General features: G+C 44.7%; 18 protein-coding genes. 5 read left to right on the forward strand and 13 right to left on the reverse strand.

Going from position 1 to position 23,714, the window contains the following annotated elements:
- Nucleotides 1-55: 55 nt before the first annotated feature.
- Nucleotides 56-1,768 carry a class I SAM-dependent methyltransferase gene (locus tag OCV44_RS11445; protein ID WP_139684128.1) on the reverse strand — a complete coding sequence of 571 codons (1,713 nt, stop codon included), beginning with the start codon at nt 1,766-1,768 and terminating at the stop codon, nt 56-58.
- 270 nt (nt 1,769-2,038) lie between these two features.
- Here OCV44_RS11445 and OCV44_RS11450 point away from each other — a divergent pair, with 270 nt between their 5' ends.
- The 4 genes from OCV44_RS11450 to OCV44_RS11465 all read left to right on the forward strand — a co-directional run bounded on the left by OCV44_RS11450 (nt 2,039) and on the right by OCV44_RS11465 (nt 7,510).
- On the forward strand, nt 2,039-2,977 hold the full coding sequence (locus tag OCV44_RS11450; protein WP_139684129.1) for a hypothetical protein: 939 nt from the start codon (nt 2,039-2,041) through the stop codon (nt 2,975-2,977).
- Between the two features lie 197 nt (nt 2,978-3,174).
- Nucleotides 3,175-3,942, forward strand: coding sequence for a 1-acylglycerol-3-phosphate O-acyltransferase (locus tag OCV44_RS11455; protein WP_139684130.1), 768 nt, complete (start codon nt 3,175-3,177; stop codon nt 3,940-3,942).
- Between the two features lie 177 nt (nt 3,943-4,119).
- Nucleotides 4,120-5,490 carry an MBL fold metallo-hydrolase gene (locus OCV44_RS11460; RefSeq protein WP_139684131.1) on the forward strand — a complete coding sequence of 457 codons (1,371 nt, stop codon included), beginning with the start codon at nt 4,120-4,122 and terminating at the stop codon, nt 5,488-5,490.
- Nucleotides 5,491-5,962: 472 nt separating this feature from the next.
- A complete protein-coding gene (locus tag OCV44_RS11465; protein WP_009848307.1) occupies nt 5,963-7,510 on the forward strand; it encodes an alanine/glycine:cation symporter family protein in 1,548 nt (515 codons plus the stop codon).
- Nucleotides 7,511-7,727: 217 nt separating this feature from the next.
- Here the strand turns inward: OCV44_RS11465 and OCV44_RS11470 are convergent, their stop codons facing one another.
- The 5 genes from OCV44_RS11470 to guaB all read right to left on the reverse strand — a co-directional run bounded on the left by OCV44_RS11470 (nt 7,728) and on the right by guaB (nt 14,559).
- A complete protein-coding gene (locus tag OCV44_RS11470; protein ID WP_009848306.1) occupies nt 7,728-8,321 on the reverse strand; it encodes an acetate uptake transporter in 594 nt (197 codons plus the stop codon).
- A gap of 87 nt (nt 8,322-8,408) precedes the next feature.
- On the reverse strand, nt 8,409-9,203 hold the full coding sequence (locus OCV44_RS11475) for a hypothetical protein (protein WP_139684132.1): 795 nt from the start codon (nt 9,201-9,203) through the stop codon (nt 8,409-8,411).
- Between the two features lie 137 nt (nt 9,204-9,340).
- The gene (locus OCV44_RS11480) at nt 9,341-11,053 is read right to left on the reverse strand and encodes a chitinase (protein WP_139684133.1); all 1,713 of its coding nucleotides are present in this window, start codon (nt 11,051-11,053) and stop codon (nt 9,341-9,343) included.
- Nucleotides 11,054-11,339: 286 nt separating this feature from the next.
- On the reverse strand, nt 11,340-12,893 hold the full coding sequence (gene guaA / locus OCV44_RS11485; protein WP_086049989.1) for a glutamine-hydrolyzing GMP synthase: 1,554 nt from the start codon (nt 12,891-12,893) through the stop codon (nt 11,340-11,342).
- A gap of 202 nt (nt 12,894-13,095) precedes the next feature.
- Nucleotides 13,096-14,559: an IMP dehydrogenase gene (gene guaB / locus OCV44_RS11490; protein ID WP_004735127.1), complete on the reverse strand. Its 1,464-nt coding sequence runs from the start codon at nt 14,557-14,559 to the stop codon at nt 13,096-13,098.
- A gap of 340 nt (nt 14,560-14,899) precedes the next feature.
- On the opposite strand from guaB, the gene xseA reads away from it, so the two are divergent.
- Entirely contained in the window at nt 14,900-16,177 is a 1,278-nt protein-coding gene (gene xseA / locus OCV44_RS11495; RefSeq protein WP_390903459.1) for an exodeoxyribonuclease VII large subunit, read from the forward strand.
- Between the two features lie 89 nt (nt 16,178-16,266).
- On the opposite strand, the gene OCV44_RS11500 is transcribed toward xseA, so the two are convergent.
- The 7 genes from OCV44_RS11500 to hisS all read right to left on the reverse strand — a co-directional run bounded on the left by OCV44_RS11500 (nt 16,267) and on the right by hisS (nt 23,647).
- Nucleotides 16,267-16,494 (reverse strand): zinc ribbon domain-containing protein, encoded by a 228-nt coding sequence (locus OCV44_RS11500; protein ID WP_017099592.1) that lies wholly within the window; start codon nt 16,492-16,494, stop codon nt 16,267-16,269.
- 36 nt (nt 16,495-16,530) lie between these two features.
- On the reverse strand, nt 16,531-17,532 hold the full coding sequence (locus OCV44_RS11505) for a sensor domain-containing diguanylate cyclase (RefSeq protein WP_139684135.1): 1,002 nt from the start codon (nt 17,530-17,532) through the stop codon (nt 16,531-16,533).
- A gap of 290 nt (nt 17,533-17,822) precedes the next feature.
- Entirely contained in the window at nt 17,823-18,743 is a 921-nt protein-coding gene (locus OCV44_RS11510; protein WP_139684136.1) for an alanyl-tRNA editing protein, read from the reverse strand.
- A gap of 133 nt (nt 18,744-18,876) precedes the next feature.
- Complete coding sequence (gene der / locus OCV44_RS11515) at nt 18,877-20,358, reverse strand: ribosome biogenesis GTPase Der (protein ID WP_009848298.1); 1,482 nt, start codon at nt 20,356-20,358, stop codon at nt 18,877-18,879.
- Between the two features lie 158 nt (nt 20,359-20,516).
- Nucleotides 20,517-21,677, reverse strand: a complete 1,161-nt coding sequence (gene bamB, locus OCV44_RS11520) for an outer membrane protein assembly factor BamB (protein ID WP_139684137.1) — start codon at nt 21,675-21,677, stop codon at nt 20,517-20,519.
- Nucleotides 21,678-21,687: 10 nt separating this feature from the next.
- Nucleotides 21,688-22,302 (reverse strand): YfgM family protein, encoded by a 615-nt coding sequence (locus OCV44_RS11525; RefSeq protein ID WP_139684138.1) that lies wholly within the window; start codon nt 22,300-22,302, stop codon nt 21,688-21,690.
- Between the two features lie 76 nt (nt 22,303-22,378).
- Complete coding sequence (gene hisS / locus OCV44_RS11530) at nt 22,379-23,647, reverse strand: histidine--tRNA ligase (RefSeq protein WP_009848295.1); 1,269 nt, start codon at nt 23,645-23,647, stop codon at nt 22,379-22,381.
- Nucleotides 23,648-23,714: the final 67 nt, after the last annotated feature.

The following is a 23,714-nucleotide window of genomic DNA, read 5'->3' on the forward strand; positions in this document are numbered from 1 at the left end:
TGTTCTCGATGATTAGTTTGTTGAGGGTTATTTGGGATAACTAGCCACTTAATGATCAGTGCCACTCATTAATTAACAGTCGGCTTTTCACGCCACGTACCTGTAAACCCATTGCATCGAACACCTCTTCGAAGTCTCGACACTGTGGTGGAATATTGGGTAAAGAAAGTGCTGCTTCAGAAAAGAATTGTTGTTCAAAATGAGCCGAATCGCTCCACGCCAATTGCCACCATTCGAGAATACGAAACTTAGACGCTCGAAGTTTTTCAGCAGTAGGAACTTTGTCACTTTTGCTTAGGTTCTCTTTGCTTGTGGTCGGAAAGAGGTTCCACTTGTCGTTATTCGGCCAATAAGCAAAAGGCAAGCAGTGATCAACGTGATACTCATTTTTTAATGATTTTCCACTCCAGACACTGACAATATCGGCACGTTCAGATCTAAGTTGTTCGACACGTTTACGCACATCGCGAGTATCGTGGTTTTGATCGATCCATACCAAGCAGTCGTGATACGTCTGTAGTGAGATACTTCGCTGTCGGTTCAACTCGAAACGCTGCATCTCCATGACCCACTGATTCACCACCAGCGGTTCAATCCAAGAGTGGTAGATTCTAAAGCACTCCCACAGGCTTTCATCGAGAGTGAAATAGCCAAAGCTTTCTAAAAACTCACTATCAATGACCAGTGATTCTCGGCTCTTCCGTCGTTTCTGAGGTGGGTATATATCGAATAGTCGGTTGTCTTTCGAGCCTTGATAAATAAAAGTCACAGGCCCTGATTTAATGGTGCTGATCGTTTGTGAAAACAGCTTCTGTAGTGCCTTGGCTTCATCGCCGAGAAACATAGAGCCTATCGCTAGATCATCAGCACTGAGGTGTTTGAGTTTATTCCAACCATCCTCTTTTACAAATCCGAGGCCTTTACACGTGTTGCTATTTTGCTGAATCCCAGTGCCTTCTATATCGATATCAATCAAACGCTTAAACTGCCTTACCCAATACAGAGCAACTAAGCCCACTGGTAGAGCAATTTTCCCATCCGTTCGATCAATCACAGCGCCTGAATGAACATCCGCAATTCTCAGTAAGGTTCTTAATAAGGCCAGCTTGTATGTCGCTGACTTATTGTCATTCACAATAATGTGGCGCACCTTGTTCAAGTCACCGGAGCCATCGTCTGGCAGTGTCATCACCACGGTTTGCCACCACACTTCACTGCGGTTCAATGTATCTTGGCTATCATCAACATGACGAACCAACAAGGCGCTGTTTTTTGATAAACGCTCGAGCTCTTCAACTGAGACTTCATAGCCTTGTCGACTGTCTTGAAACTCCCCATGACGTAGAGTTATCACCAACTTGCCATTTGGAGCCAGCAAGTTAGACAACTTTCTAAATGCACGATCTCGATGAGACGAGGCTAAATGCATCCATACTGCGCTCACCAATATCAAGTCAAAACGCATTCCGAGGTTTTCAGTGCGGCTAAGCGAGGGAAGTGAATCATCAATCCAGGTAACACTTGGGCTTGTATATTTCGAGCCTTGTTCGCGTAATGAAGCACTTGGTTCTATCGCAATAACATCAGCTCCGGCTTTGTGCATCCATAGCGCATCACGACCACTTCCTGCACCAACATCTAGTACTTTATCGCCCTCTAAAGGCCAATAAGCTTGCCAGCTTTTATGTACCGTCTCGAACGTCACTGAGTTGTACTGTTCACAAAGTGTGTGAGCATTTTTATCGTAAAAAGGAATCGATGAGGACATATGCGCTATTGGGGTTAGGAGTCTATCTCAATAGTAATGGGGAGCTTAGGCGATTGCTAGCAAGTCATGTAAGTTCAGCCACACCAATCAATATTTATCGTTAGTGACTGTTTTATATCAATATCCACCTAATGAGCTCATCAGGCGAGTCACATCACGAATCAGTTTCGTCAGCAAAACAAAAACAAACAAGGTGCAAGCTGACGTGCGAACAGAGATAATTGTTTGAAGATGATTAACTCGCCTCAAGTACCTAGCTGATAAAGACTAATGACCACATACTCACACATAGATACCCCGTTTAACCTGCGCCACACCTGTTGGTTTTGTGGTGAACCATCCAGTAACCTTGTTGAATTTCCTAAGACTGCACAAGCTATTGCCAAGATAGACTATTCTCCGATTGCACTGCCAGCTTGTAAGGAGTGCGCGAGTGTTAGGTATGCAAAAGATCTGACTTCAATTTGGGCGGTGCGCGATCAGATAAAACACACTCTCATAGACAAGTACGCTAAGCACCTTGGCATCGGTGAGAACTGGACGGAGCAAGAGCTTATTGATTCTGATTTCTCGGGTTCGACGCTTGGTGGGTTTGGGCGCAGTGCTTGGAAGATGTATCAAATCGCCAAACAACGCGTCGATTATAAAGGCTGGCCTTTATCGGTTGATGACATCCCACTTGAGGTATACGACGAAACCAATGGCTTTGAGTTTGACGGTACTCGTTATGCTTCAATCAATTCGTGTATCGACTACTTCACCAAAGCTGCCGGGGTGGATAAAGAACTGTTGTCGCAACTTGTCGACATCGTTTCAACAGACCGTTTTAGCTACGCGCTTCGAATCGCCAAGCTGAACAAGAATGTCTCTAATGCCAAACGCTCAGAGATCATCGAAGAAATTTTGCAGCAAGAATCTGAACAAGAAGAGATACTGCTTGAACAAGCTAATTCACTGTTCAACCCAAATGTCGAAGAGGTCAGCATTTCAGGTTCGACGGCTCCGGTTTTCGCTATTCAATGGGCAATGATGAATAACGTTAAAGATTTAGCTCACCTTTGCGCACTCGAAGATGATTATTTTGACTATTTCGAACATCTTGGTGGCCCTGCGGCTTTCATGTCTTATAACGGCCTACAGCTCTATTTAGAATCACGCCAAGATCCGGAATGGGTAGAAAAGTCGGATCCAAATAAACAATATTGGTGATCATTAACCATTACTGGTGAACACGTGTAAGCTCGATAACCATGCCAAACACCCATTGTTAGTTATTGTTTTATATAAAGATCTAAAAATCACACCCTTTAACAGTTAATTGTTGCAATTCGGTTAAATAGAGTGAAAACTTCAAGCATCTAAAACTATTTAATCACTGCAATCTTGTCGTGAGTAAGGAGTGAATTGTGCTTGCTGTTCTTCGTATTATCTTGGCTACTGTGTTTATTATTTTCACCACTCTATGTGCTTTTGGTTACTGCTTGTTTAGCCCCAAAAACCCAAAGCATGTGTACGTTTTTTGCCGTTGGTTCAACCAATTACAAAAACTCGTTGGGGTAAAGATCCTACAGAGAGGCCTAGATAATGCGCCGACACCAGAAAAGAGTGTCTACATATCTAACCACCAAAGCGTGTTGGACTTTGTGACCGCCCCAGGGATGTTAAGGCCTCGCACGGTTTCTTTAGGCAAACGCGATTTGTTGTACGTGCCCTTCTTTGGCCTGCTGTATTGGATCACCGGTAATATTTTAATTAACCGCGAAGACAAGTCCAAAGCACGCGATACCATCAAGCAAGTGGCGGAAGCGATTCACCAGCGAGATCTGTCTGTTTGGGTTTACCCTGAAGGAACGCGCAGTAAAGGGCGTGGACTACTGCCATTCAAGACGGGCGCTTTCCGAATGGCGATTGAGGCGGGTGTGCCTATCACCCCGATGTGTACCAGTACCACGCACAATAAGATTAACCTCAACCGAGTTAATAATGGCATTGTGATCACCGAGATGCTCAAACCTATCGATGTGTCTGGATACAAGATCAGCGACGCTAGAGAATTAGCCAATCGCTGTCACGCAATTATGGCTGAAAAAATAGCAGAGCTTGATGCCGAAGTAGCTCGTTTAGAAGCACAGAAAAACCCAGAACTGGATTCAGACGGTTCTTCCGTGCGCTAACAAGGTAGTCACAGAAGGAACAAGAACTAACTCGCAACGAACCCACAGAGTCATTGCTCAGTTACTTAAAAAGACACTCAACGATCGCAACTCTCATTGTTCTTGTTTTACTTGCTGGCGCTTATCCGCAAAATAAAAACAGGCGTTAATGGCTTTTTAGAGTAATGGGAGTAAACGATGGAAGTGATTCACCATGGCGGCAAACATACCGTTACAGGATCTTGTCACGAATTAAGAGATTCAGGCCAAGCGGTTCTCATCGATTGTGGCTTGTTTCAAGGTTTAGATCTTCAAGGTAAAGAGTCCCAAGGTGAAGATGCACGCCCTCTTGATATTGAATTTGCAACGTCCCACCTTAACGCTCTGCTGCTGACCCACACTCACATTGATCATATCGGACGATTACCTTGGTTGCTTGCCAGTGGCTTTAACCAACCAATTTATTGCACGCAAGCCACCGCAGAGCTCGCTCCTTTAATGATTGAAGATGGCTTAAAACTGCAAGGGCTCAGCAATAAACAATCAAAGCTGATACTCAAAAAGATTCATTCGTTGATAGCTCCCAAGCCTTATGGGGAATGGTTTCCAATTGTCTCTAAACAGCAAAACGATGGAAAAGATCATCATAGGCCAAATACTCTGTACGCTCGCTTTCAACCTGCAGGACATATCTTAGGTTCTGCCTATATCGAGATTAAATTACCCAACCAAGAGGTAGTGGTCTTTTCAGGTGACTTGGGCCCTAGTAACACGCCACTGCTACCGGATCCTAAACCACCACAACAAGCCGACTATCTGTTTATCGAATCAACTTACGGCACCAGTACACATGATGATATTGCTTCACGCTCTGAACGCCTCAAAGCAATCATTGATCGTTCGTTACTTGATGGCGGCGTTATTCTAATTCCGGCTTTTAGCATCGGTCGAACACAGGAACTGCTATTTGATATCGAACAGTTGATCTTTGAGCATCAACTCAGCAGCGATATTCCTATCATCCTCGATTCGCCTATGGCAGAAAAGGTGACGCGATCCTACCGACGCTTTAAAGAGTTATGGGGGCAAGAAGCAAAGCAGCGTCTTGAACTGAAACGTCACCCACTCGCTTTTGAGCAGTGCATTACGGTTGATGGACATAGAATGCACAAGAAAATCGTGAATCGCCTCAAGTCGACAGGTGAACCCGCGATTGTGGTCGCAGCTTCTGGAATGTGTCAGGGCGGCAGGATAATGAACTACTTATCCGCTTTGCTTCCCGATAAACGGACGGATGTGATTTTAGCGGGCTATCAAGCACACGGAACGCTCGGACGAGAGCTGCAACAAGGCGAAATGCAAGTTTCTATTGATAACAAAGACGTTGAGGTTAATGCTCAAATTCATGGCATGTCTGGCTATTCTGCTCATGCCGATAAAGAGGATCTCAATCGATTTATAGAGGGCATCGCGACTCCACCGAAAGAGGTGCATTTGATTCACGGTGAGCCAAATACTCAGTCTGAATTCGCTCAAGAACTAAAGGCGCGAGGGTTTGTGGTTGTTTGAAACACGTATCAAACTAGCCACTTTCCCTCAGTAAACATGAAGTCCTCAACTATCGAACCTTCAAAAAACACAGTCTCTTAGACCTGCGAGATCACTCGATGCAGGTGATATATTCCAATCAAATCCATCTCACCACTCATATATCAGCCGTTCATGCTAAGTGGCTTTAACCGCTGTTTTACGCAATTTCGTCTCTTGTGCACACCTACCCTTCTTCTGCGCACCTCCCCACCCTTTTGTATTAATCACTATTTATTCACTTTGCAAAACACCAGCCGCAACAATCTGTTGCATAACAAGTTAAATGGAACGATTATAGAATTAGCACTAAGCATTAACAAACACCCTCTATAACTTGCTTTATGTCACAGTAATCCCAATGCGCAGTTAAATAATTTAACACTCGGGTTACAAGTGAAGTATTGTGTTGTTCGAAAAACAATCATAAGCAAAACTAACAGGGAAAATACTCATGCAGTCGTTCGTTGATTTTTTGAATGGAATAATCTGGAGCCCAGTACTTATCTACCTATGTTTAGGTGCAGGTTTGTTCTACTCCATCATGACTCGATTTGTTCAAATCCGTCACTTCTTTGAAATGTGGCGCTTGCTACTTTCGGGTAAAAGCTCATCAAAAGGCATCTCGTCTTTCCAAGCTCTTGCCGTTTCGCTGTCTGGCCGTGTAGGTACAGGTAACATTGCAGGTGTTGCTGCCGCTATCGGTTTCGGTGGCCCAGGTGCAGTATTCTGGATGTGGGTGGTAGCTTTCTTTGGCGCGGCGACTGCTTACGCAGAATCTACGCTGGCGCAAATCTATAAAGAAGAAGATGAAGGCCAGTTCCGTGGTGGTCCGGCTTACTACATTGAAAAAGCAATGGGTCAGAAGTGGTACGCATGGATCTTCGCTATCGCGACTATTTTTGCATGTGGTATTTTGCTTCCAGGTGTTCAGTCAAACAGTATAGGTAATGCTGTAGAAGCTGCATTTGGCTCAGGTGATATGATTGAAACAGCTATCGGTACATTCAGTTTCGCTAAAATTTTCACTGGTACTGTTGTTGCTATCATCCTTGCTTTCATCATCTTTGGTGGTGTTAAACGTATCGCGAACTTCACACAAATTGTCGTTCCATTCATGGCGTTGGCTTACATCATCATCGCATTCGTTATCATCCTACTAAACATCAGCCAAGTTCCTGTTGTTTTCGGAATGATTCTGGGTGATGCATTCACTCCTATGGCAGGCTTTGGTGCTGCAATCGGTTGGGGTGTTAAACGTGGTGTTTACTCAAACGAAGCAGGTCAAGGTACTGGTCCTCACGCGGCAGCTGCGGCAAGTGTTGATCACCCAGCTCAGCAAGGTTTGGTTCAAGCGTTCTCTATCTACATTGATACTCTTCTAGTATGTTCTGCTACAGCGTTCATGATCATCATCACTGGTGCTTACAACGTTCACGGCGGCGCTGAAGGTGTATTCCTTGTTCAGAACCTAGCAGCAAACATCGGTGCGAATGGTCCCGTATTTACACAGCTTGCTATTGAAAGTGCACTGCCAGGCATTGGTAAGCCGTTCATCGCATTTGCTCTGTTCTTCTTCGCATTTACAACGATTCTTGCTTACTACTACATCGCAGAAACGAATATTGCTTACCTACGTCGTACCATCAAGATCCCTGGCATGATGTTCGTACTTAAGCTTGTTCTTATTAGTGCCGTTTTCTATGGCACCGTTAAAACAGCAAACCTTGCATGGGCAATGGGTGATGTGGGTGTTGGCTTGATGGCATGGTTAAACATCGTTGGTATTCTGATCATATTCTTCATGTCTAAGCCTGCGCTTAAGGCTTTAGCAGACTACGAAGAACAACAGAAACAAGGTGTGACTGAGTACACGTTCAACCCTGTAAAACTAGGCATTAAAGGGGCAACTTACTGGGAAGAGAAGTACAAGCGAAAAACAGGCAAGTCTCCTGAATCTGAAGTTGCAGACAGTAAACCTGTAGAGCAACCTTCAGCTTAAGCTTGACTTAGCGTTTAATAAATAGGTCGCGTTTACGCACAGATCGCCTTTATAAGTAGATCGCTTTAACTCGCACTATAAATAACGCATAAAAAAGGGGTTAGCCATTTCGGCTAACCCCTTTTGTTTTGTTCATAAAAATCGCAGTTTATAACGAGCTCATTACTTATAATGAACTGACTGCTTATAACAAACTAACTGTTCCCAAGCTAGAGCGTTAAGCAGCAATCTCTTGAGCCGTCATTTGAGGCGCTTTTTTCTCACCGATTGGCAGTACTGTGCGGCCATATTCGTTGTTGATTACTTGTGCCATTGCAAAGTAGATAGCTGACGCACCACAGAAGATACCTTCAAAACCAGCGATAGTACCGATCAGTTCGCTGCCAGTGAAATCACGAGCGGCAAGTAGGAAGAACAAAATAGTAAGTGAACCGAATACTACTTGTTTCGCTACTGGGTAGCATAGAGAACCAATGAACATGAAGCCAGTGAAGATGCCCCATAGTAGTAGGTACCAACCCATAAACGCTGCTGGACTTGCTGGTAGGCCCATGTAAGGCATTACGATTAAACCAACCAAAGATAACCAGAATAGACCGTAAGAAGTAAACGCAGTTGTTCCGAACGTGTCACCACGTTTGAAACACATTGTGCCCACGATAACTTGGCTTAGACCACCGTAAAAAATACCCATAGCAAGAATCATTGAATCGATTGGAAAGAAACCTGCGTTATGGATATTAAGAAGTATAGTAGTCATACCGAAACCCATTAGGCCAAGTGGTGCCGGGTTCGCCAGTTTTGTTGACATTTTGCGCGCCTTTAAAAAAAGTTAATAAAATTTGTACGCAAATTTTAATCCGAACGGCATAAAAAGATAGATCGCTAAATCGCAATCTTAGATTGCATCGTTCGCCAGTTCGGCTTTCGTGATGATTTCAAGTATCTCGCCAACTCGTTTAGGGCTTTGTTCCATCAAGACCGCTTGAACCTCAGGCTTTACACACGCTAACCACTCTCCCGAAGGTTCTTGGTTAAACTTATCCATCGGGCCCATACTTTGGCTCCATGCACCACGGATATCAACCGTATCTTTGTGGCCATCGTTGGTCGTAAAATATGAAAATTCAAAGGTTGTCGCATCTACAGATGTGATTTGGCCAGATGCCCCCCACGGCGCAGAAAGTTCGATCATAGGACCGATAGGATAGCTTTCACCTTCAATTTCTACAGAAGTTGCTTCACCAATGTAAATTTGAGCGTTATTGGCTGACTCTGAGACAGTGAAAGGTAATGATGTTGATACAGAATTAGGACCTTGAGGCGCAGCTTGCTTTAATAAGAATTGAACGATTGACGGGTATGCATTAACAGCAGCATCAACTTCCCCAACAGACTCCATACAGCCTTCGTAATTCATAATGCCTGTACTATCGACACCTTTAATTAAAGCGCCTTCAAGTGTTTGAATAACATGAATTTGGTTACCTTGTTCCTCTATAGACGTGATTTGACCTACAGGACTTTTTAATACTTGATAACGCTGAGCAACAATACCTTCAGAGCTCGTTTCAAAACTCAAACTGCCATAATTACCCCAGCCCAAACTTTGCTCGATACCTGACTGCGGCGTACTGTTACACCCAGTAACTCCAGTTACCAATAACGCAAGAATAGATAGCTTTAACTTCATTTTAATTGCCCTGTAATCGAATTATTCACGAACACAGTTTATCGATAAATGGAAAGCACTACTGTAATAGAAAGTAAGGGAAGTGTCGTATAACTGTCACTGAACAAGCAAGCCTCTAGGAGGCTTGCTTAAGTCAATTATTTACAGCTAATTTCATCCCAAAACCAGTTCGATTGAACAGGGCTTTCCCAGACTCCTGGGCCGTTTTTAGCTACGAAGCACTTGCCATTATGTGTAACCTTATCGCCATTGCTCACTTGGCTAACACCCGCTTGCCATGTGATAAACACCGATGGATCAACAACGACAGGCGGCTCAGTCACAGGTGGTTCAACCGGTGTTGGGTCTACCGGATCAGGATCGACAGGTGTAGGGTCAACTGGCGATGGATCTGTCACTACGGGTGGTGTTAGCTCACCCGCTACTAATTTCCAAGGGCCGCCATTGGCAGGATCATCCCCTTGAGTCCACCACTTAGCTTGATAAGTCGCGCCGTTGTGAGTGACTTGGTCGCCAGCATTGTAAACTTTCGTTACACTCCAACCATTGCCTCCGGGGTTAGTACCAGGGTCAACCGGTTCAAGCTTATCGACCACTTTCACTTCAGGCCAGCTCGCATGTGATCCATAAAAATTGGTCACACACTTCTCGTAATCTCCGGCCACCAAGGCTGAATAAGCGGTTTGGAAACCAACCAACTCACATTCAAATGAGTAGCCTTCTGGGCGGTCTGCGTAGTATTTCCAGTTTCCATCCCAGTTGGTGTACAACACATCCGTTGCACCATTGAGGTTCAGGCTTCCATAAGGGGTTTGCTGCCAACATGTATTGGCTTCATCCGCTTCTACAGGAATTTGATAGTGCGCCGCTAGCCCTTCCCAGTAACGAATACGGTTAACGGGTTGGCCTTTATCTTTGTTCTGCTCACCACATTCAATACCACCATTTATCACATTGATCGTGGTACCAAACCCATAACCAATGCCCGCATCCAATTCGCGTTGAGATGGCGTCCAAGTGCGGTCGATAACGTGCAGCATAGCAGGTTTAGGAGCTTGAGGCGTAAGGAAGAACCAGATAGCAGAAGCCAAGTTCAACCAAGAATCAGCGACTAAGCCCGGATTGTTCAGTAGCACCGTCGCATCGCCATCGAACATCACTTCAGAGAACGCGCCGTAGTTAAAATGGTAAGAAAGCTGTTTAGCACCACGTCCAAAGTAACCCTGCCCTGCCGCGCATGGCCAGCGTGCATTCTGCCAATCGTTCTGACCACACCCTGTGGTGTAACCCTCTTGACCTTCAGACCAACCCATTTCACGAACATGCACCAAAGCTTGCTGCCACTCTTCTAGGGCCAATGGGTTATCAGAGGTGTTATCTATCGCGATATGACCGCCGGTCTCTTGAGCGAAATGAGCAAAGGCCGTGATGATGGATTTCTTACAAATGGCGTCAGAGTCGCGGCCATCAGTGTACTCTCCACAGAAGGCTGGGAATTTGCCAATCGCGCGTAAGAAGCGAGTATAAGTGTACTCTGGTGCTGCCATCTGAGTCAGGAAGTCCCATTCAGATTGAGGGAACACACGCTCGACTCGTTTCACGTTTTCAGGGTTAGAAGCCAAGCCCGGTTCAATCGCCTCAACAATGCTATTTGGTCGAGTCTGCAATGCCTGTGACCAGATCGCATACATAGGATCGGATGTTTTCGCTTGTTCAGCCGCTTGTAATGCTGACTTTTCAACAAGGTAGCCATTCGGGTTTTGCGGATCAGGTTGAATGTTCAAAGACGCGTAACTGTGCGCAGCTAAAGTGCAGCCAACTACTGTCGCCAAATATTTGATTTTTAACATGATGGATTCTCTTATCTGTCCTTAATAAGTCCATCAAAGAGTATGCGGCGCATGGGAAATGAGCCAGTCGTTACCATGTGAATTTATAAAAAGTGCGAGTGACACTTTTATGTATCCTTCAACACAACAAAACGTCTCATTGTTTCTTGAGGTGATATCTAACTTCCAACGGATTTTGTTGCTCGTTGTAGATGTAAATCCTTAATCTCCTAAATAAAAAGAAAAAAGCCCCGAACTGAGTTCGAGGCTTAAGATCTTAATCAAAACTGGTTAAATCTCTAAGAGATTATTCCCACTCGATAGTTGCTGGTGGTTTACCAGAAATATCGTAAACAACACGTGAAATGCCGTTAACTTCGTTGATAATACGGTTAGATACCTTACCTAGGAAGTCGTATGGTAAGTGTGCCCAGTGAGCAGTCATGAAGTCGATAGTTTCTACTGCACGTAGAGATACAACCCAATCGTACTTACGGCCATCGCCCATTACGCCAACTGAACGTACAGGTAGGAATACCGTGAATGCTTGAGATACTTTGTGGTAAAGGTCAGCAGCGTGAAGCTCTTCAATGAAGATAGCATCAGCACGACGCAGTAAATCACAGTACTCTTTCTTCACTTCGCCAAGTACACGAACACCTAGACCAGGACCTGGGAATGGGTGGCGATAAAGCATGTTGTATGGAAGACCAAGCTCTAGACCGATCTTACGTACTTCATCTTTAAACAGCTCACGTAGAGGCTCAACAAGGCCCATTTCCATATCATCAGGAAGGCCACCAACGTTGTGGTGAGATTTGATTACGTGTGCTTTACCTGTCTTAGATGCTGCAGACTCGATTACGTCTGGGTAGATAGTACCCTGAGCAAGCCATTTAGCATTCTTCAGTTTCTTAGACTCTTCATCGAAGATATCTACGAATACGTGACCGATGATCTTACGTTTCGCTTCTGGTTCAGCTTCGCCTTCAAGAGCGTCAAGGAAACGATCTTCAGCATCAACTTTAATGATGTTTAGGCCGAATTGATCGCCAAACATCTCCATAACCTGCTCGCCTTCGTTTAAACGAAGAAGACCGTTATCAACAAATACACATGTTAGTTTGTCGCCGATAGCACGGTGAGCAAGCATTGCTACTACTGATGAATCAACACCACCAGAAAGGCCAAGGATAACTTCATCGTCACCTACTTGTTCTTTAATACGTGCAACTGCATCTTCAATGATAGATGCTGAAGTCCACAGACCTTCACAACCACACGCGTTAAGAACGAAGTTCTCAAGCATTTTCAGGCCGTTTTTAGTGTGCGTTACTTCTGGGTGGAATTGAACACCGTAGTATTTCTTATCTTCGTTTGCCATTGCTGCGTATGGGCAAGTGTCTGTCTCTGCGATTTTTGTGAAATCAGCAGGGATTTCAACCACTTTATCACCGTGGCTCATCCAAACATCTTGAGTCGTCTCAAGGTCAGCGAAAAGTGCAGATTCACCCGTTACTTGTACTGCTGCGTAGCCGAACTCGCGCTCAGTAGACGTTGCTACTTTACCGCCAAGTTGCTCAGCCATAGTTTGCATGCCGTAGCAGATACCGAAGACAGGAACACCTGAATCAAATACGTACTGGGGTGCACGTGGAGAATTCTCTTCCGTTACACTTTCAGGACCACCAGATAGGATGATGCCGTCTGGATTGAATTCACGAATATCCGCTTCTTCTACGTCCCAGCTCCAAAGTTCACAGTAAACACCGATCTCACGAATACGACGAGCTACTAGCTGTGTGTATTGAGAACCGAAGTCCAGAATTAGAATACGTTGGTCATGAATATTTTTAGTCATTGTAAGCAGTCTTATTGGCTATGTGATAAAACGGAGGCGAGTTTACTCACCTCTGATTAACTCTTCAAGAAATAAAGCAAACGTTTTCGTAGGATATCTTTAACCCCGTGTTTTGAGAAAATCATACGTTCAACAAAACAGGCGGTAGATAAAATAATGTGCCGATTAAATCAGCACATTATTCAAACGTTTGGACGTATTATTAACCTAAACGGTAGTTAGGTGCTTCTTTCGTGATTTGAACATCGTGTACGTGAGATTCTTTCATGCCCGCACCAGAGATACGAACAAACTCAGCTTTAGTACGCATGTCTTCAACAGTTGCAGAACCCGTTAGGCCCATGCTTGAACGTAGACCGCCCATCTGTTGGTGAACGATCTCTTTTAGACGACCTTTGTATGCGATACGACCTTCAATACCTTCTGGAACAAGCTTGTCTGCAGCGTTGTCAGATTGGAAGTAACGGTCAGAAGAACCTTGAGACATAGCGCCAAGAGAACCCATACCACGGTAAGACTTGTAAGAACGACCGTTGTAAAGGATAACTTCACCCGGTGCTTCTTCAGTACCCGCGAACATTGAACCAACCATCACACAAGATGCGCCAGCAACGATAGCTTTACAGATATCGCCAGAGAAGCGGATGCCGCCATCTGCGATTACTGGAATACCGTATTCGTTAGCCACTTCAGCTGCGTCTGCGATTGCTGTTACTTGAGGAACACCAACACCAGTAACGATACGAGTCGTACAGATTGAACCCGGGCCGATACCCACTTTAACTGCACTCACACCGGCTTCGATAAGAGCACGAGCGCCAGCGCCAGTTGCTACGTTACCACCGATGATTTGTAGATCAGGGTATGCAGCACGCGTATCACGGATACGGTTAAGTACGCCTTCAGAGTGACCGTGTGAAGAGTCGATAAGTAGAACGTCTACGCCAGCTTCAACAAGAGCAGCAACGCGCTCTTCGTTACCAGCACCAGCACCAACAGCTGCGCCTACACGTAGGCTGCCGCGCTCATCTTTACAAGCGTTTGGTTTACGTTCTGCTTTATGGAAATCTTTTGCAGTGATCATTCCCGTTAGTTGGAAGTCATCATTTACAACAAGAACTTTTTCAACACGCGCTTCGTGCATTTTCTCTTGAACTTCTTCACGAGTTGCACCTTCTTTAACAGAAGCAAGGCGAGCTTTAGGCGTCATTACTACGTCAACTTTCTTAGAAAGGTCAGTCACAAAGCGAACGTCACGGCCAGTAATGATACCAACCAATTCGTTTGTTTCAGTAACAACAGGGAAACCGGCAAAGCCGTGTTTTTGAGTAAGGGCTACAACATCAGCGATTGTCGCGTCAGGGTTTACAGTAACAGGGTGAGAAACCACACCTGCTTCGTAAATTTTAACCTGGCGAACCATTTCAGCTTGCTGTTCAATAGACATGTTCTTATGAATGAAGCCTATTCCGCCTTCTTGTGCCAGTGCAATCGCTAGGCGAGCTTCTGTCACAGTATCCATCGATGCAGAGATCATTGGAATGTTAAGGGAAATATTCTTCGTCAACTGAGTGCGAAGATCAGCTGTATTAGGGAGAACGGTGGAGTGTGCTGGCACTAGCAGTACGTCGTCGAATGTCAGCGCTTCTTTGGCAATTCTTAGCATTTGCAATATCTCACAATAATAGGAGTAAAAAGAAACAATCCAATCTCATCGTTTCGCCTAATGAGGGCAGCCAATTAAGGAAAATCAAACTGCATTTGGATTAGATATTGCGGACGGATTATACGGCCAACGAAATCGCTTGGCTACACATTTTTATACTTTTAATTTGCATTCACCCCCTTGCTATGTATTATATTGCCGCTATCTTCCATACTCACGCCCAGTGAGATTCCAAGATAAAGACCTTCCTTCAAGGATAGATAGCGCTTCTATGACCAATCCAAACATCTTTACTGTTTCTCGCCTCAACTCAGAGGTTCGTCTCCTATTAGAAAACGAAATGGGAATAGTCTGGCTCGTTGGTGAAATCTCAAATTTCTCTGCACCTGTCTCTGGTCACTGGTACCTCACGCTTAAAGATTCTCTAGCTCAAGTTAAATGCGCCATGTTTCGTGGCAATAACCGCCGTGTGACTTTTAAGCCTCAGAACGGTAATCAAGTGTTAGTCAAAGCACGTCTGTCTCTTTATGAGCCACGCGGTGACTATCAACTTATCATCGAAAGCATGCAGCCAGAAGGTGACGGCAAGCTTCAGCAAGAGTTTGAAAAACTTAAGATGAACTTGGCGGCGGAAGGTTTATTTGCTCAGTCCAGTAAACAAATTCTTCCAGAACATCCTAAATGCGTCGGTGTTATCACCTCAAAAACAGGCGCAGCCCTCTTCGATATTCTCGATGTACTGAAAAGACGCGATCCTTCATTGCCTGTTGTGGTTTACCCAACCATGGTTCAGGGCGAAGAAGCGGCGATTCAAATTGCTCAAGCAATTGGGCGTGCCAATGAACGCAATGAGTGTGATGTATTGATCGTTGGCCGAGGCGGCGGTTCTTTGGAAGATCTATGGTGCTTTAATAATGAGATCGTAGCTCGCACCATTGCAGCAAGTCAGATCCCGATTATCAGCGCCGTTGGACACGAAGTTGATGTCACTATCGCCGATTTCGTCGCAGATATGCGTGCTCCAACGCCATCAGCAGCCGCTGAATTGGTTAGCCGTGACAACAGTCATAAAGAGCAAGCTTATGCGTCTAAACGTGCTCGTTTAGTGAGTGCGATTCGTCATGTGTTAATCAAACAAGCGCAATCAACTCAAACGTTGAAATACCGCTTAGAGAAACAACACCCGAGCTACCAACTGCAAAAGCAGAGTCAGCAACTTGATGACTTAGACATGCGTTTGCGTCGTGGTATGACTCAATACCTAAAGCAGCATGCGCAGCGTGTTGAACGTAAGCAGCACCAACTTCAGCTGAACTCGCCAGTGAAACGCCTTGGTGAACAGAAACTGCATCTACAACGTTCAGAGCAAAAGCTATTGGATGCAATGGACAAGACATTACTGACTACTCGCCACCAACTAGCCATGGCTGCCGAAAAGTTAGAAACCGTAAGTCCATTAGCAACCCTAAAACGTGGCTACAGCATTACCCATTCAGCATCGAGTAAAACTGTATCATCCGTTAACGATATCGAAGTCGGTGAAGTGATCACCACCCAAGTTGAAGACGGTGTGATTGAATCGCAAGTGACAACAAGATTCGCTAAGAGCGAGCTCTAGGTTCATTAGATACAAAAAAGACCCAACACTTTGGTATTGAGTCTCTGATATAACATCACCGATTGTCGTTCAAACCAAATAATTTAAGGCTATTCCGCTGGTTGGAATTCGAACTTTACTCTCGATTTAGATTTAAGCTCATTACACTCACCATTACAAAAATAGCTCGCTGCACCACAAGCTTGAAGCTTCTCAAGTTGGCTGCTGCACTCAGGGCAAAACCCAACCTTAGTAAAGTGTGCCTGACAACTTTCACAGTGATACTTTCCATCCCAACCTAGCTCAGATTGGCACTTAGGGCAGATATTTTCACTCATTAGCATTTCCTAATTCACAACTATTTTTACAATCTACTATTGCTGAGACTTGGTTTGCTTGATTTGGTACATGTTCTTATCAGCTTGTGCGATCAAGGCTTCCAATAACTCTGGATCTTTCTCATAAGCAAGCCCAATACTGACTGAAAACTGAGTGCCATCGATATAGAGAGCTTGCTCCAAGGCTCTTTCTAAGCTTTGATAAAAGTTCAGCACGCTTTCTCGATCATTAAAACAAGAAAACACCACAAACTCATCGCCACCATAGCGCCCTATCTTGGCACAGGCAGTGGTCGCTTGATCAAGCACTTTTGCAACGGCTAACAACACCTTATCGCCAAAGCTGTGGCCAAACCTATCATTTATTGACTTAAATTTATCGACATCAACAAACAAGCACGCCATCACTTTTTCTGAAAAACAGCGCTTAGTTAGCACTAGCTCAGCTTCTCTCAGCAGCGCTCTGCGATTCAAACTGTGTGTTAGGGAGTCTCGATTAGCAAAAAAGTTGAGTTGATTCTCTAACTCATACTTCTCGAGTGCCACTGAATACAGAGAAGCCAATAGCTCTAAGATCTCAAGTTCACACTCATGGGGCTCTGAGATGTACTGACTGTAAATTGCGAAGGTACCTAATACATGGCCGTTTGAAGAGATAATTGGCACAGACCAACATGCATGAAGATTAGCCTGATTGGTTAAGGCTAAGAAAGGAGTCCAATTCGGGTGTGCGTTAATATTGGAAACTATGACAGCTTTCTTAAGTGCCGCCGCTTCGCCACAAGAACCAATCCCAGCACCAATCCCAACCCCTTCAATCTGCTGGTTATAAAAATCAGGTAAGTTTGGAGCATACTCTAAATGCAATGTATTCGATTCAGGGTTTAGCAATAAAATAGAGGCCATTCTTTCACCAAAAATTTGCTCGGTGAGTTGAATGATCTTGCGATTTAATTCTTTGCGCTCCAACCCAAGGGCAAGCTTTCGAAGCAAGCTGTTTACTGCTCGGTGACCTTCTAATAAAAATTGTTGTTTCATTTACTAAAGCTTTCAATTGTGTACTGGGAACAGCTTGTTCTTATGCAAGCCTCTATACTGGTCAATATTAACACACTAAATTGTCACAACACACCACCGAAGATCATAGGTTGATCTTTTGCTTTATCTACTTTGATCAGCGATCTACCCCAAAAAGAATATTTATATCACCACACACCGAAAGCATAAGTTACATATGCTGCATTTCAATTTCAAGTGACATATAAAACCAAATTAAAAATAAAAACACATACAGATCAGAATAATCTATTTCCGATCTTTAATTGAGATCATCGAGATACACACGTCTGCATTTCGATATGTTGATCATCTAATTGGGTTAACTTAACCGATAATGCCTTAAGTTCTGACGTATTATCAATGTGAGTACCACCACACGGAATAGAAACTAAAGTCTCGTCATCTAGCTGCCATTCCCAGTAGCGAGAGTCTGTTAACGCCTCACCTTCTAGTCTCATCGTTACAAGAGTCGATTCAACAAGCCAGCCTGCAATCATCTGGTTGATGTCGGCCTCAATGCCATCAAGGTTCGTTAGCATGTCAGCCACGTTCAGACCGCGTTTCTTCAAGGTTTTACCTAAACGATACTTATCGGTACACAACTCTGGAGTCACAAAGCTAGTCACCTGTGCGTAGCTATTGAAGTCATAGCTGCCGAATGGATCTTTTCTGTCTGCATCTTTACGCCAGTAACTCTCAGCCAATACTTTATTCAAGGCTAAGAAAGCAATATGTCCGGCACTATGACCGCGGCTCAAACTGGCTTGGTGCTCTTTATCAACCGACAACTCAATTTCATCGCCCATGTTAATCATAGAAGCTGATACAGGTAGTTGGTGGACAACCACAAACGCCCACCCTTCCGTATCACGCTTAACAGGGATATCTGCTGCAATATAAAGATTTCCAGTAGATTGCTCTATTGCACCAACAAGGCAATCTTCAACAATATACTGTTCACCACCTACGCTGACAAAACCTCGGTCTGCTGGGTGATCGGGCCAAATATGACTCACAGGGTGGAAAGGTGTCACGTCAGTGATCAAGTGAGTTTTGCTGTCGTCACTTTCAACGTACACCGCTTTTGCATTGAGCAGCCAAGTTTGATGACAAAATTGAGTGATGGTTGGTGTGATGACTATTGTTGGTTTCATGGATGTCGCAGGTGTATTCAAATCGCTAATGGCCATATCATTCTTCTTTTGGAATCTAGTCTGATTCGTTAAGCCATAGCGATACGAAAAGGTGCAGTTATGGCTTAACGTGAATTTTGCTTAAAAAAATACCCGAGACAGGCTCGGGTATCAAATCTATTGGAAAGGTTTACTTACGACCTTTAACCATGCTCATCATACGCTTACGTTTACGTTCTTGAGAAATTGTCAGCTTGGTTGTCTTAGCTTCAAATGGGTTCTCGCTGTTCTGGAATTGAATGCGGATAGGTGTACCCATAATTTCTAGTGAACGACGGTAGTAGTTCATCAAGAATCGTTTGTATGAATCTGGCAAGTTACGTACTTGGTTACCATGGATAACGATAATCGGTGGGTTGTAGCCACCAGCGTGCGCGTATTTGAGTTTCACACGACGGCCACGAACCATAGGCGGTTGGTGATCATCGGTTGCCATTTTCATGATACGAGTTAGAACAGAAGTACCAACACGAGTCGTTGCTGACTTATAAGCTTCTTGAACAGACTCAAACAAGTGACCAACACCAGTACCGTGAAGTGCAGAGATAAAGTGAATACGCGCGAAATCAACGAAACCTAAACGACGATCTAGTTCTTTCTTAACACGATCTTTAACGTCGTTATCTAGGCCATCCCACTTGTTTACGGCAATAACAATTGAACGACCAGCATTCAACGCAAAGCCTAACAAGCTTAGATCTTGATCTGAGATGTTCTCGCGAGCATCGATAAGCAGTAATACAACGTTAGCATCTTCAATCGCTTTCAGTGTTTTAACCACTGAGAACTTCTCAACTGTTTCATTGATATTTTTACGGCGACGAACACCCGCAGTATCAATCAGAACGTATTCACGCTCATCACGCTGCATCGGAATGTAGATAGAGTCACGAGTTGTACCTGGCATATCGTAAACAACAACACGTTCTTCACCAAGAATACGGTTAGTTAGTGTTGATTTACCTACGTTAGGACGACCAATGATCGCTAGCTTAATCGGTTGATCTTGAAGGCGCTTGAATTCTTCTTCCGCTTCTTCTTCAGTGAAATCAACTTGCTCTTCTTCTTCGTCTTCAAATTCAGTTAAATCGCTTACTTCGCCATTCTCAGCTTTTAACGCTTCAGCGAATGGGTTTAGAGCAAGATCAATCAACGCAGTTACACCACGACCGTGCGCTGCAGCGATTTGGTACATGTCTTCTACGCCTAGTTGCCAGAAATCAGCACTTGCAGCATCAGGGTCGATACCATCAACCTTGTTTACTACTAGCATTGAAGGCTTTTCTAGTTGACGAAGGTGCTTAGCAATAGCTACGTCTGAAGGTGTTAGACCCGCACGGCCATCTACCATAAATAGAACGACATCAGCTTCATCAATCGCCGCTAGCGACTGTTCAGCCATTTTAGTTTCAACACCTTCTTCGGTACCGTCGATACCACCAGTGTCGATAACAATAAAGTCATGCTCGCTAAAATGAGCATGACCGTATTTACGGTCACGCGTTAAGCCAGGGAAATCCGCAACCAATGCATCACGAGTTCGAGTCAATCGGTTAAATAACGTAGATTTACCTACGTTCGGACGCCCTACTAGAGCAACAACAGGTACCATAACAACCTCTACAATTTCTTCTCTAAATGTAGTTATAGGTAAGCACTTGATCGCAAGTTTAAACTCTTACCTATAACCACACGGTTTATTAATTTATAACAACAAAACGGCTCCTAGCTGTTACCAACCAGGAGCCGACTGTGAATTATATCACGCTTTTATTGGCTAATCGTTAGTTTCTTTACATCGCCATTGCGAGTCGTCACTAAGTAGCCTTGAGGCATTTCAATTGGCGCAACCGCAAAGCCGCTATCATCGACCAACTGTTGAGCTACAAACTCACCTGATGAACGATCTAACCAGTGCAGATAACCTTCCGTATCACCAACAACTACATAACCATTAATAATAGCAGGTGCTGTCAGTAAGCGGTTTTCTAACAATGGAGTGCTCCACAGTTCAGTACCACTACGCGCATCAACCGCAACCACATGGTCTTTGTCAGTCACAACGAATAAACGGCTGCCATCACTTGCCAAATCAATCGCTGACGAGTAATTACGTTTCCAAACTGGCTTGCCAGAACGAAGATCGATTGCAATCAACTGACCATTGATACCGACGGTATACAGGGTTCCACCAAGAACAACCGGTGACGCATCCACATCAACCAAACGATCAATTTCCGTTGCGCCTTTTGGTGTACCTACTGGTTGTTGCCAAATAAGCTGACCACGATCAACGATAGCTGCGGCTAAACGACCATTCGCTGTACCCCAGAAAACACCACCAGAAACAGCTACAGGTGAGCTATCGCCACGAAGTGTTAGGCTTGGTACTTCAGTACTGATGGTCCATTTTTGCTCACCACTTTCTTGATCTAACGCGGTCAGCATGCCGCGGCTGGTATGAACAATAACCATGTTGCTTTCAGTTGCAGGGGATGCAAGCACCTCACCATTCACTGAGACACGCCACAGCTCTTCACCAGTTGATTCGTCCATCGCGATCACTTCGCCATTTTCAGAACCAACAAATACCTTGCCGTAAGCTGCCGTTAAGCCGCCCGATAAACGAGCCAGTACTTCTTTCTCAAGATCGACTTTCCAAAGCTCTTTACCTGTTTCAGGATCAAGCGCCTTAACCATACCTTCACGGCTCGCAACAAATACTTTGTCGTAAGCCAATTCTGGCGTTAGTTTTGAAAAGTAGTGACCAACACCATCACCAACCGACGTAGACCATTCCTGACTAGGAGTGAACTCGCTGTTTACCGTTGGTACTGGCGCCATGATTACGGTGTCTTCTTCACTTGCACAGCCCGCTAGCAGGCCAAGAGCAATCGCACACAACGCCACTTTTGGAAACATCTTCTTCATTCAAAGCGCCTTATTTAGCTAGGTCGTCAAGTTTGATTTGAAGCGTTTGGCTCGCATCAGCAGCTTGTTGAGCTTCAGAGTAAGCACTGTAAGCCGCATCTGTGTCGCCTTTACGAAGTGAGATATCACCTCGCAGTTCAGCAACACGACCTTTCCAAGATTCGTCAGTCATCGCTTCAAGATCAGTCAATGCAGCGTCAAATTCACCCTGCTCTGCTTTGATACGTGCGGCACGGTAAGTAAGTAGTGGCGTAAGTGCCGCATCCTTAGTTGCCGATTGTGCCCACTCAAGCTGTTCAAGTGCTGCTGCAAGCTCACCCGCTTGAACTTGCGCTTTTGCTAATTGCATAGCAGCAAGTACCGAGTACTCAGCGTCTTTGTTAGCGTCGATAAAAGCTTGAATATCAGATTGAGCATCAACGCCTTTAGCATCTAGAGCTGAAATTGCAGAGGTGTAGCTTTCTGAAGCGGCTTCACGCGCTTCAACGACTGAATCTTGGTAATAGCGCCAACCAAATAGACCACCTAAACCAATAACCGCACCGAAGATTACGGCTTTACCGTTCTCTTTCCACCAATCTTTAATGGCTTCAACTTGTTGCTCTTCGCTATCGTAAAGTTCCACTTCCTGTCCTCTTTAATTCTTTAAACGCCAGCATAGTGCTGACGTTGATATTCATGATGAGCGTTTGCTCAATGGCTTAGATTAACGCCGCAACTTTTTCTGCAACTTCCGTTTGAGACACGGTTTGTTGCTCGCCGCCAACCAAATCTTTTAGCACAACTGTATTGTCAGCAACTTCGTTCTCACCAAGTACTAACGCCACAACAGCACCTACTTTGTCAGCACGTTTGAATTGCTTCTTAAAGTTACCACCACCGAAGTGGTTCATCACACGTACGCCTTCAACGTTATCGCGTAATTGATTCGCTAACTGCATGCCCGCGATCATAGTACCTTCGCCAGCAGCAACCATGTATACGTCAACACTGCGGCGAACTTCTGTAAGCTCTAGCGTTTCCATCATAAGGACTAGACGTTCTAGACCCATAGCGAAGCCAACAGCATTGGTTGCTTTGCCGCCGAGTTGTTCAACAAGACCATCGTAACGACCACCGCCACATACTGTACCTTGAGCACCAAGGCTGTCTGTGATCCACTCAAATACGGTGCGGTTGTAGTAATCTAGGCCGCGTACTAGACGCTCGTTAACTTGGTATTCGATACCAACAGCGTCAAGAAGTTCACACAAACCAGCAAAATGTTGCTTCGATTCTTCACCTAAATATTCAGATAGTCGAGGTGCGTCACCTAAGATAGCTTGAACATCCGGGTTCTTAGTATCAAGTACACGTAGAGGGTTAGTGTGCATGCGACGTTTGCAGTCTTCATCTAGCACATCAATGTGTTGCTCAAGGAAAGCCACTAACGCAGTACGGTAGCTTACGCGATCTTCTTGAGAACCGATTGAGTTCAATTCAAGACGAACGTGTTTATCGATACCTAGCTCACGCCATAGACGTGCTGTCATCATAATAAGTTCTGCGTCAACGTCTGGACCGTCTAGGCCAAATACTTCCACACCACATTGGTGGAATTGACGGTAACGACCTTTTTGAGGACGCTCGTGACGGAACATTGGGCCCATGTACCATAGACGCTGTTCATCACGGTTAATAAGGCTGTTTTGAATACATGAACGTACACAACCTGCAGTGCCTTCTGGACGCAGCGTTAGGCTGTCACCATTACGGTCATCAAAGGTGTACATCTCTTTAGAAACAACGTCTGTCTCTTCACCAACCGCACGGCTAAATAGGTTCGTCTCTTCAACGATAGGCATACGTACTTCGTTGTAACCGTATGCGCTCACCACACTTTTAACTGCGCTTTCTACTTTCTGCCACAGTGGTGATTGAGTTGGAAGGCAGTCGTTCATGCCTCGAATTGCTTGGATATTTTTAGCCACAGTATTTATTCCGTAATTTCTCACGACCAGGTGTGAGTGCGAATAGACAATCACACCCCATCGCGTT

The sequence above is a fragment of the Vibrio tasmaniensis genome (genome assembly GCF_024347635.1).
In the GTDB taxonomy this organism is placed as follows: Bacteria; Pseudomonadota; Gammaproteobacteria; order Enterobacterales; family Vibrionaceae; genus Vibrio; species Vibrio tasmaniensis.

What these genes read in the sequence shown, in the direction of transcription:
- guaB (WP_004735127.1), bottom strand. Translation starts at nt 14,559, where the DNA reads ATGCTAAGAATTGCCAAAGAAGCGCTGACATTCGACGACGTACTGCTA.
- OCV44_RS11480 (WP_139684133.1), bottom strand. Translation starts at nt 11,053, where the DNA reads ATGTTAAAAATCAAATATTTGGCGACAGTAGTTGGCTGCACTTTAGCT.
- OCV44_RS11460 (WP_139684131.1), top strand. Translation starts at nt 4,120, where the DNA reads ATGGAAGTGATTCACCATGGCGGCAAACATACCGTTACAGGATCTTGT.
- bamB (WP_139684137.1), bottom strand. Translation starts at nt 21,677, where the DNA reads ATGAAGAAGATGTTTCCAAAAGTGGCGTTGTGTGCGATTGCTCTTGGC.
- OCV44_RS11470 (WP_009848306.1), bottom strand. Translation starts at nt 8,321, where the DNA reads ATGTCAACAAAACTGGCGAACCCGGCACCACTTGGCCTAATGGGTTTC.
- OCV44_RS11475 (WP_139684132.1), bottom strand. Translation starts at nt 9,203, where the DNA reads ATGAAGTTAAAGCTATCTATTCTTGCGTTATTGGTAACTGGAGTTACT.
- OCV44_RS11510 (WP_139684136.1), bottom strand. Translation starts at nt 18,743, where the DNA reads ATGGCCATTAGCGATTTGAATACACCTGCGACATCCATGAAACCAACA.
- OCV44_RS11505 (WP_139684135.1), bottom strand. Translation starts at nt 17,532, where the DNA reads ATGAAACAACAATTTTTATTAGAAGGTCACCGAGCAGTAAACAGCTTG.
- OCV44_RS11465 (WP_009848307.1), top strand. Translation starts at nt 5,963, where the DNA reads ATGCAGTCGTTCGTTGATTTTTTGAATGGAATAATCTGGAGCCCAGTA.
- xseA (WP_390903459.1), top strand. Translation starts at nt 14,900, where the DNA reads ATGGGAATAGTCTGGCTCGTTGGTGAAATCTCAAATTTCTCTGCACCT.
- OCV44_RS11445 (WP_139684128.1), bottom strand. Translation starts at nt 1,768, where the DNA reads ATGTCCTCATCGATTCCTTTTTACGATAAAAATGCTCACACACTTTGT.
- OCV44_RS11450 (WP_139684129.1), top strand. Translation starts at nt 2,039, where the DNA reads ATGACCACATACTCACACATAGATACCCCGTTTAACCTGCGCCACACC.
- der (WP_009848298.1), bottom strand. Translation starts at nt 20,358, where the DNA reads ATGGTACCTGTTGTTGCTCTAGTAGGGCGTCCGAACGTAGGTAAATCT.
- OCV44_RS11500 (WP_017099592.1), bottom strand. Translation starts at nt 16,494, where the DNA reads ATGAGTGAAAATATCTGCCCTAAGTGCCAATCTGAGCTAGGTTGGGAT.
- guaA (WP_086049989.1), bottom strand. Translation starts at nt 12,893, where the DNA reads ATGACTAAAAATATTCATGACCAACGTATTCTAATTCTGGACTTCGGT.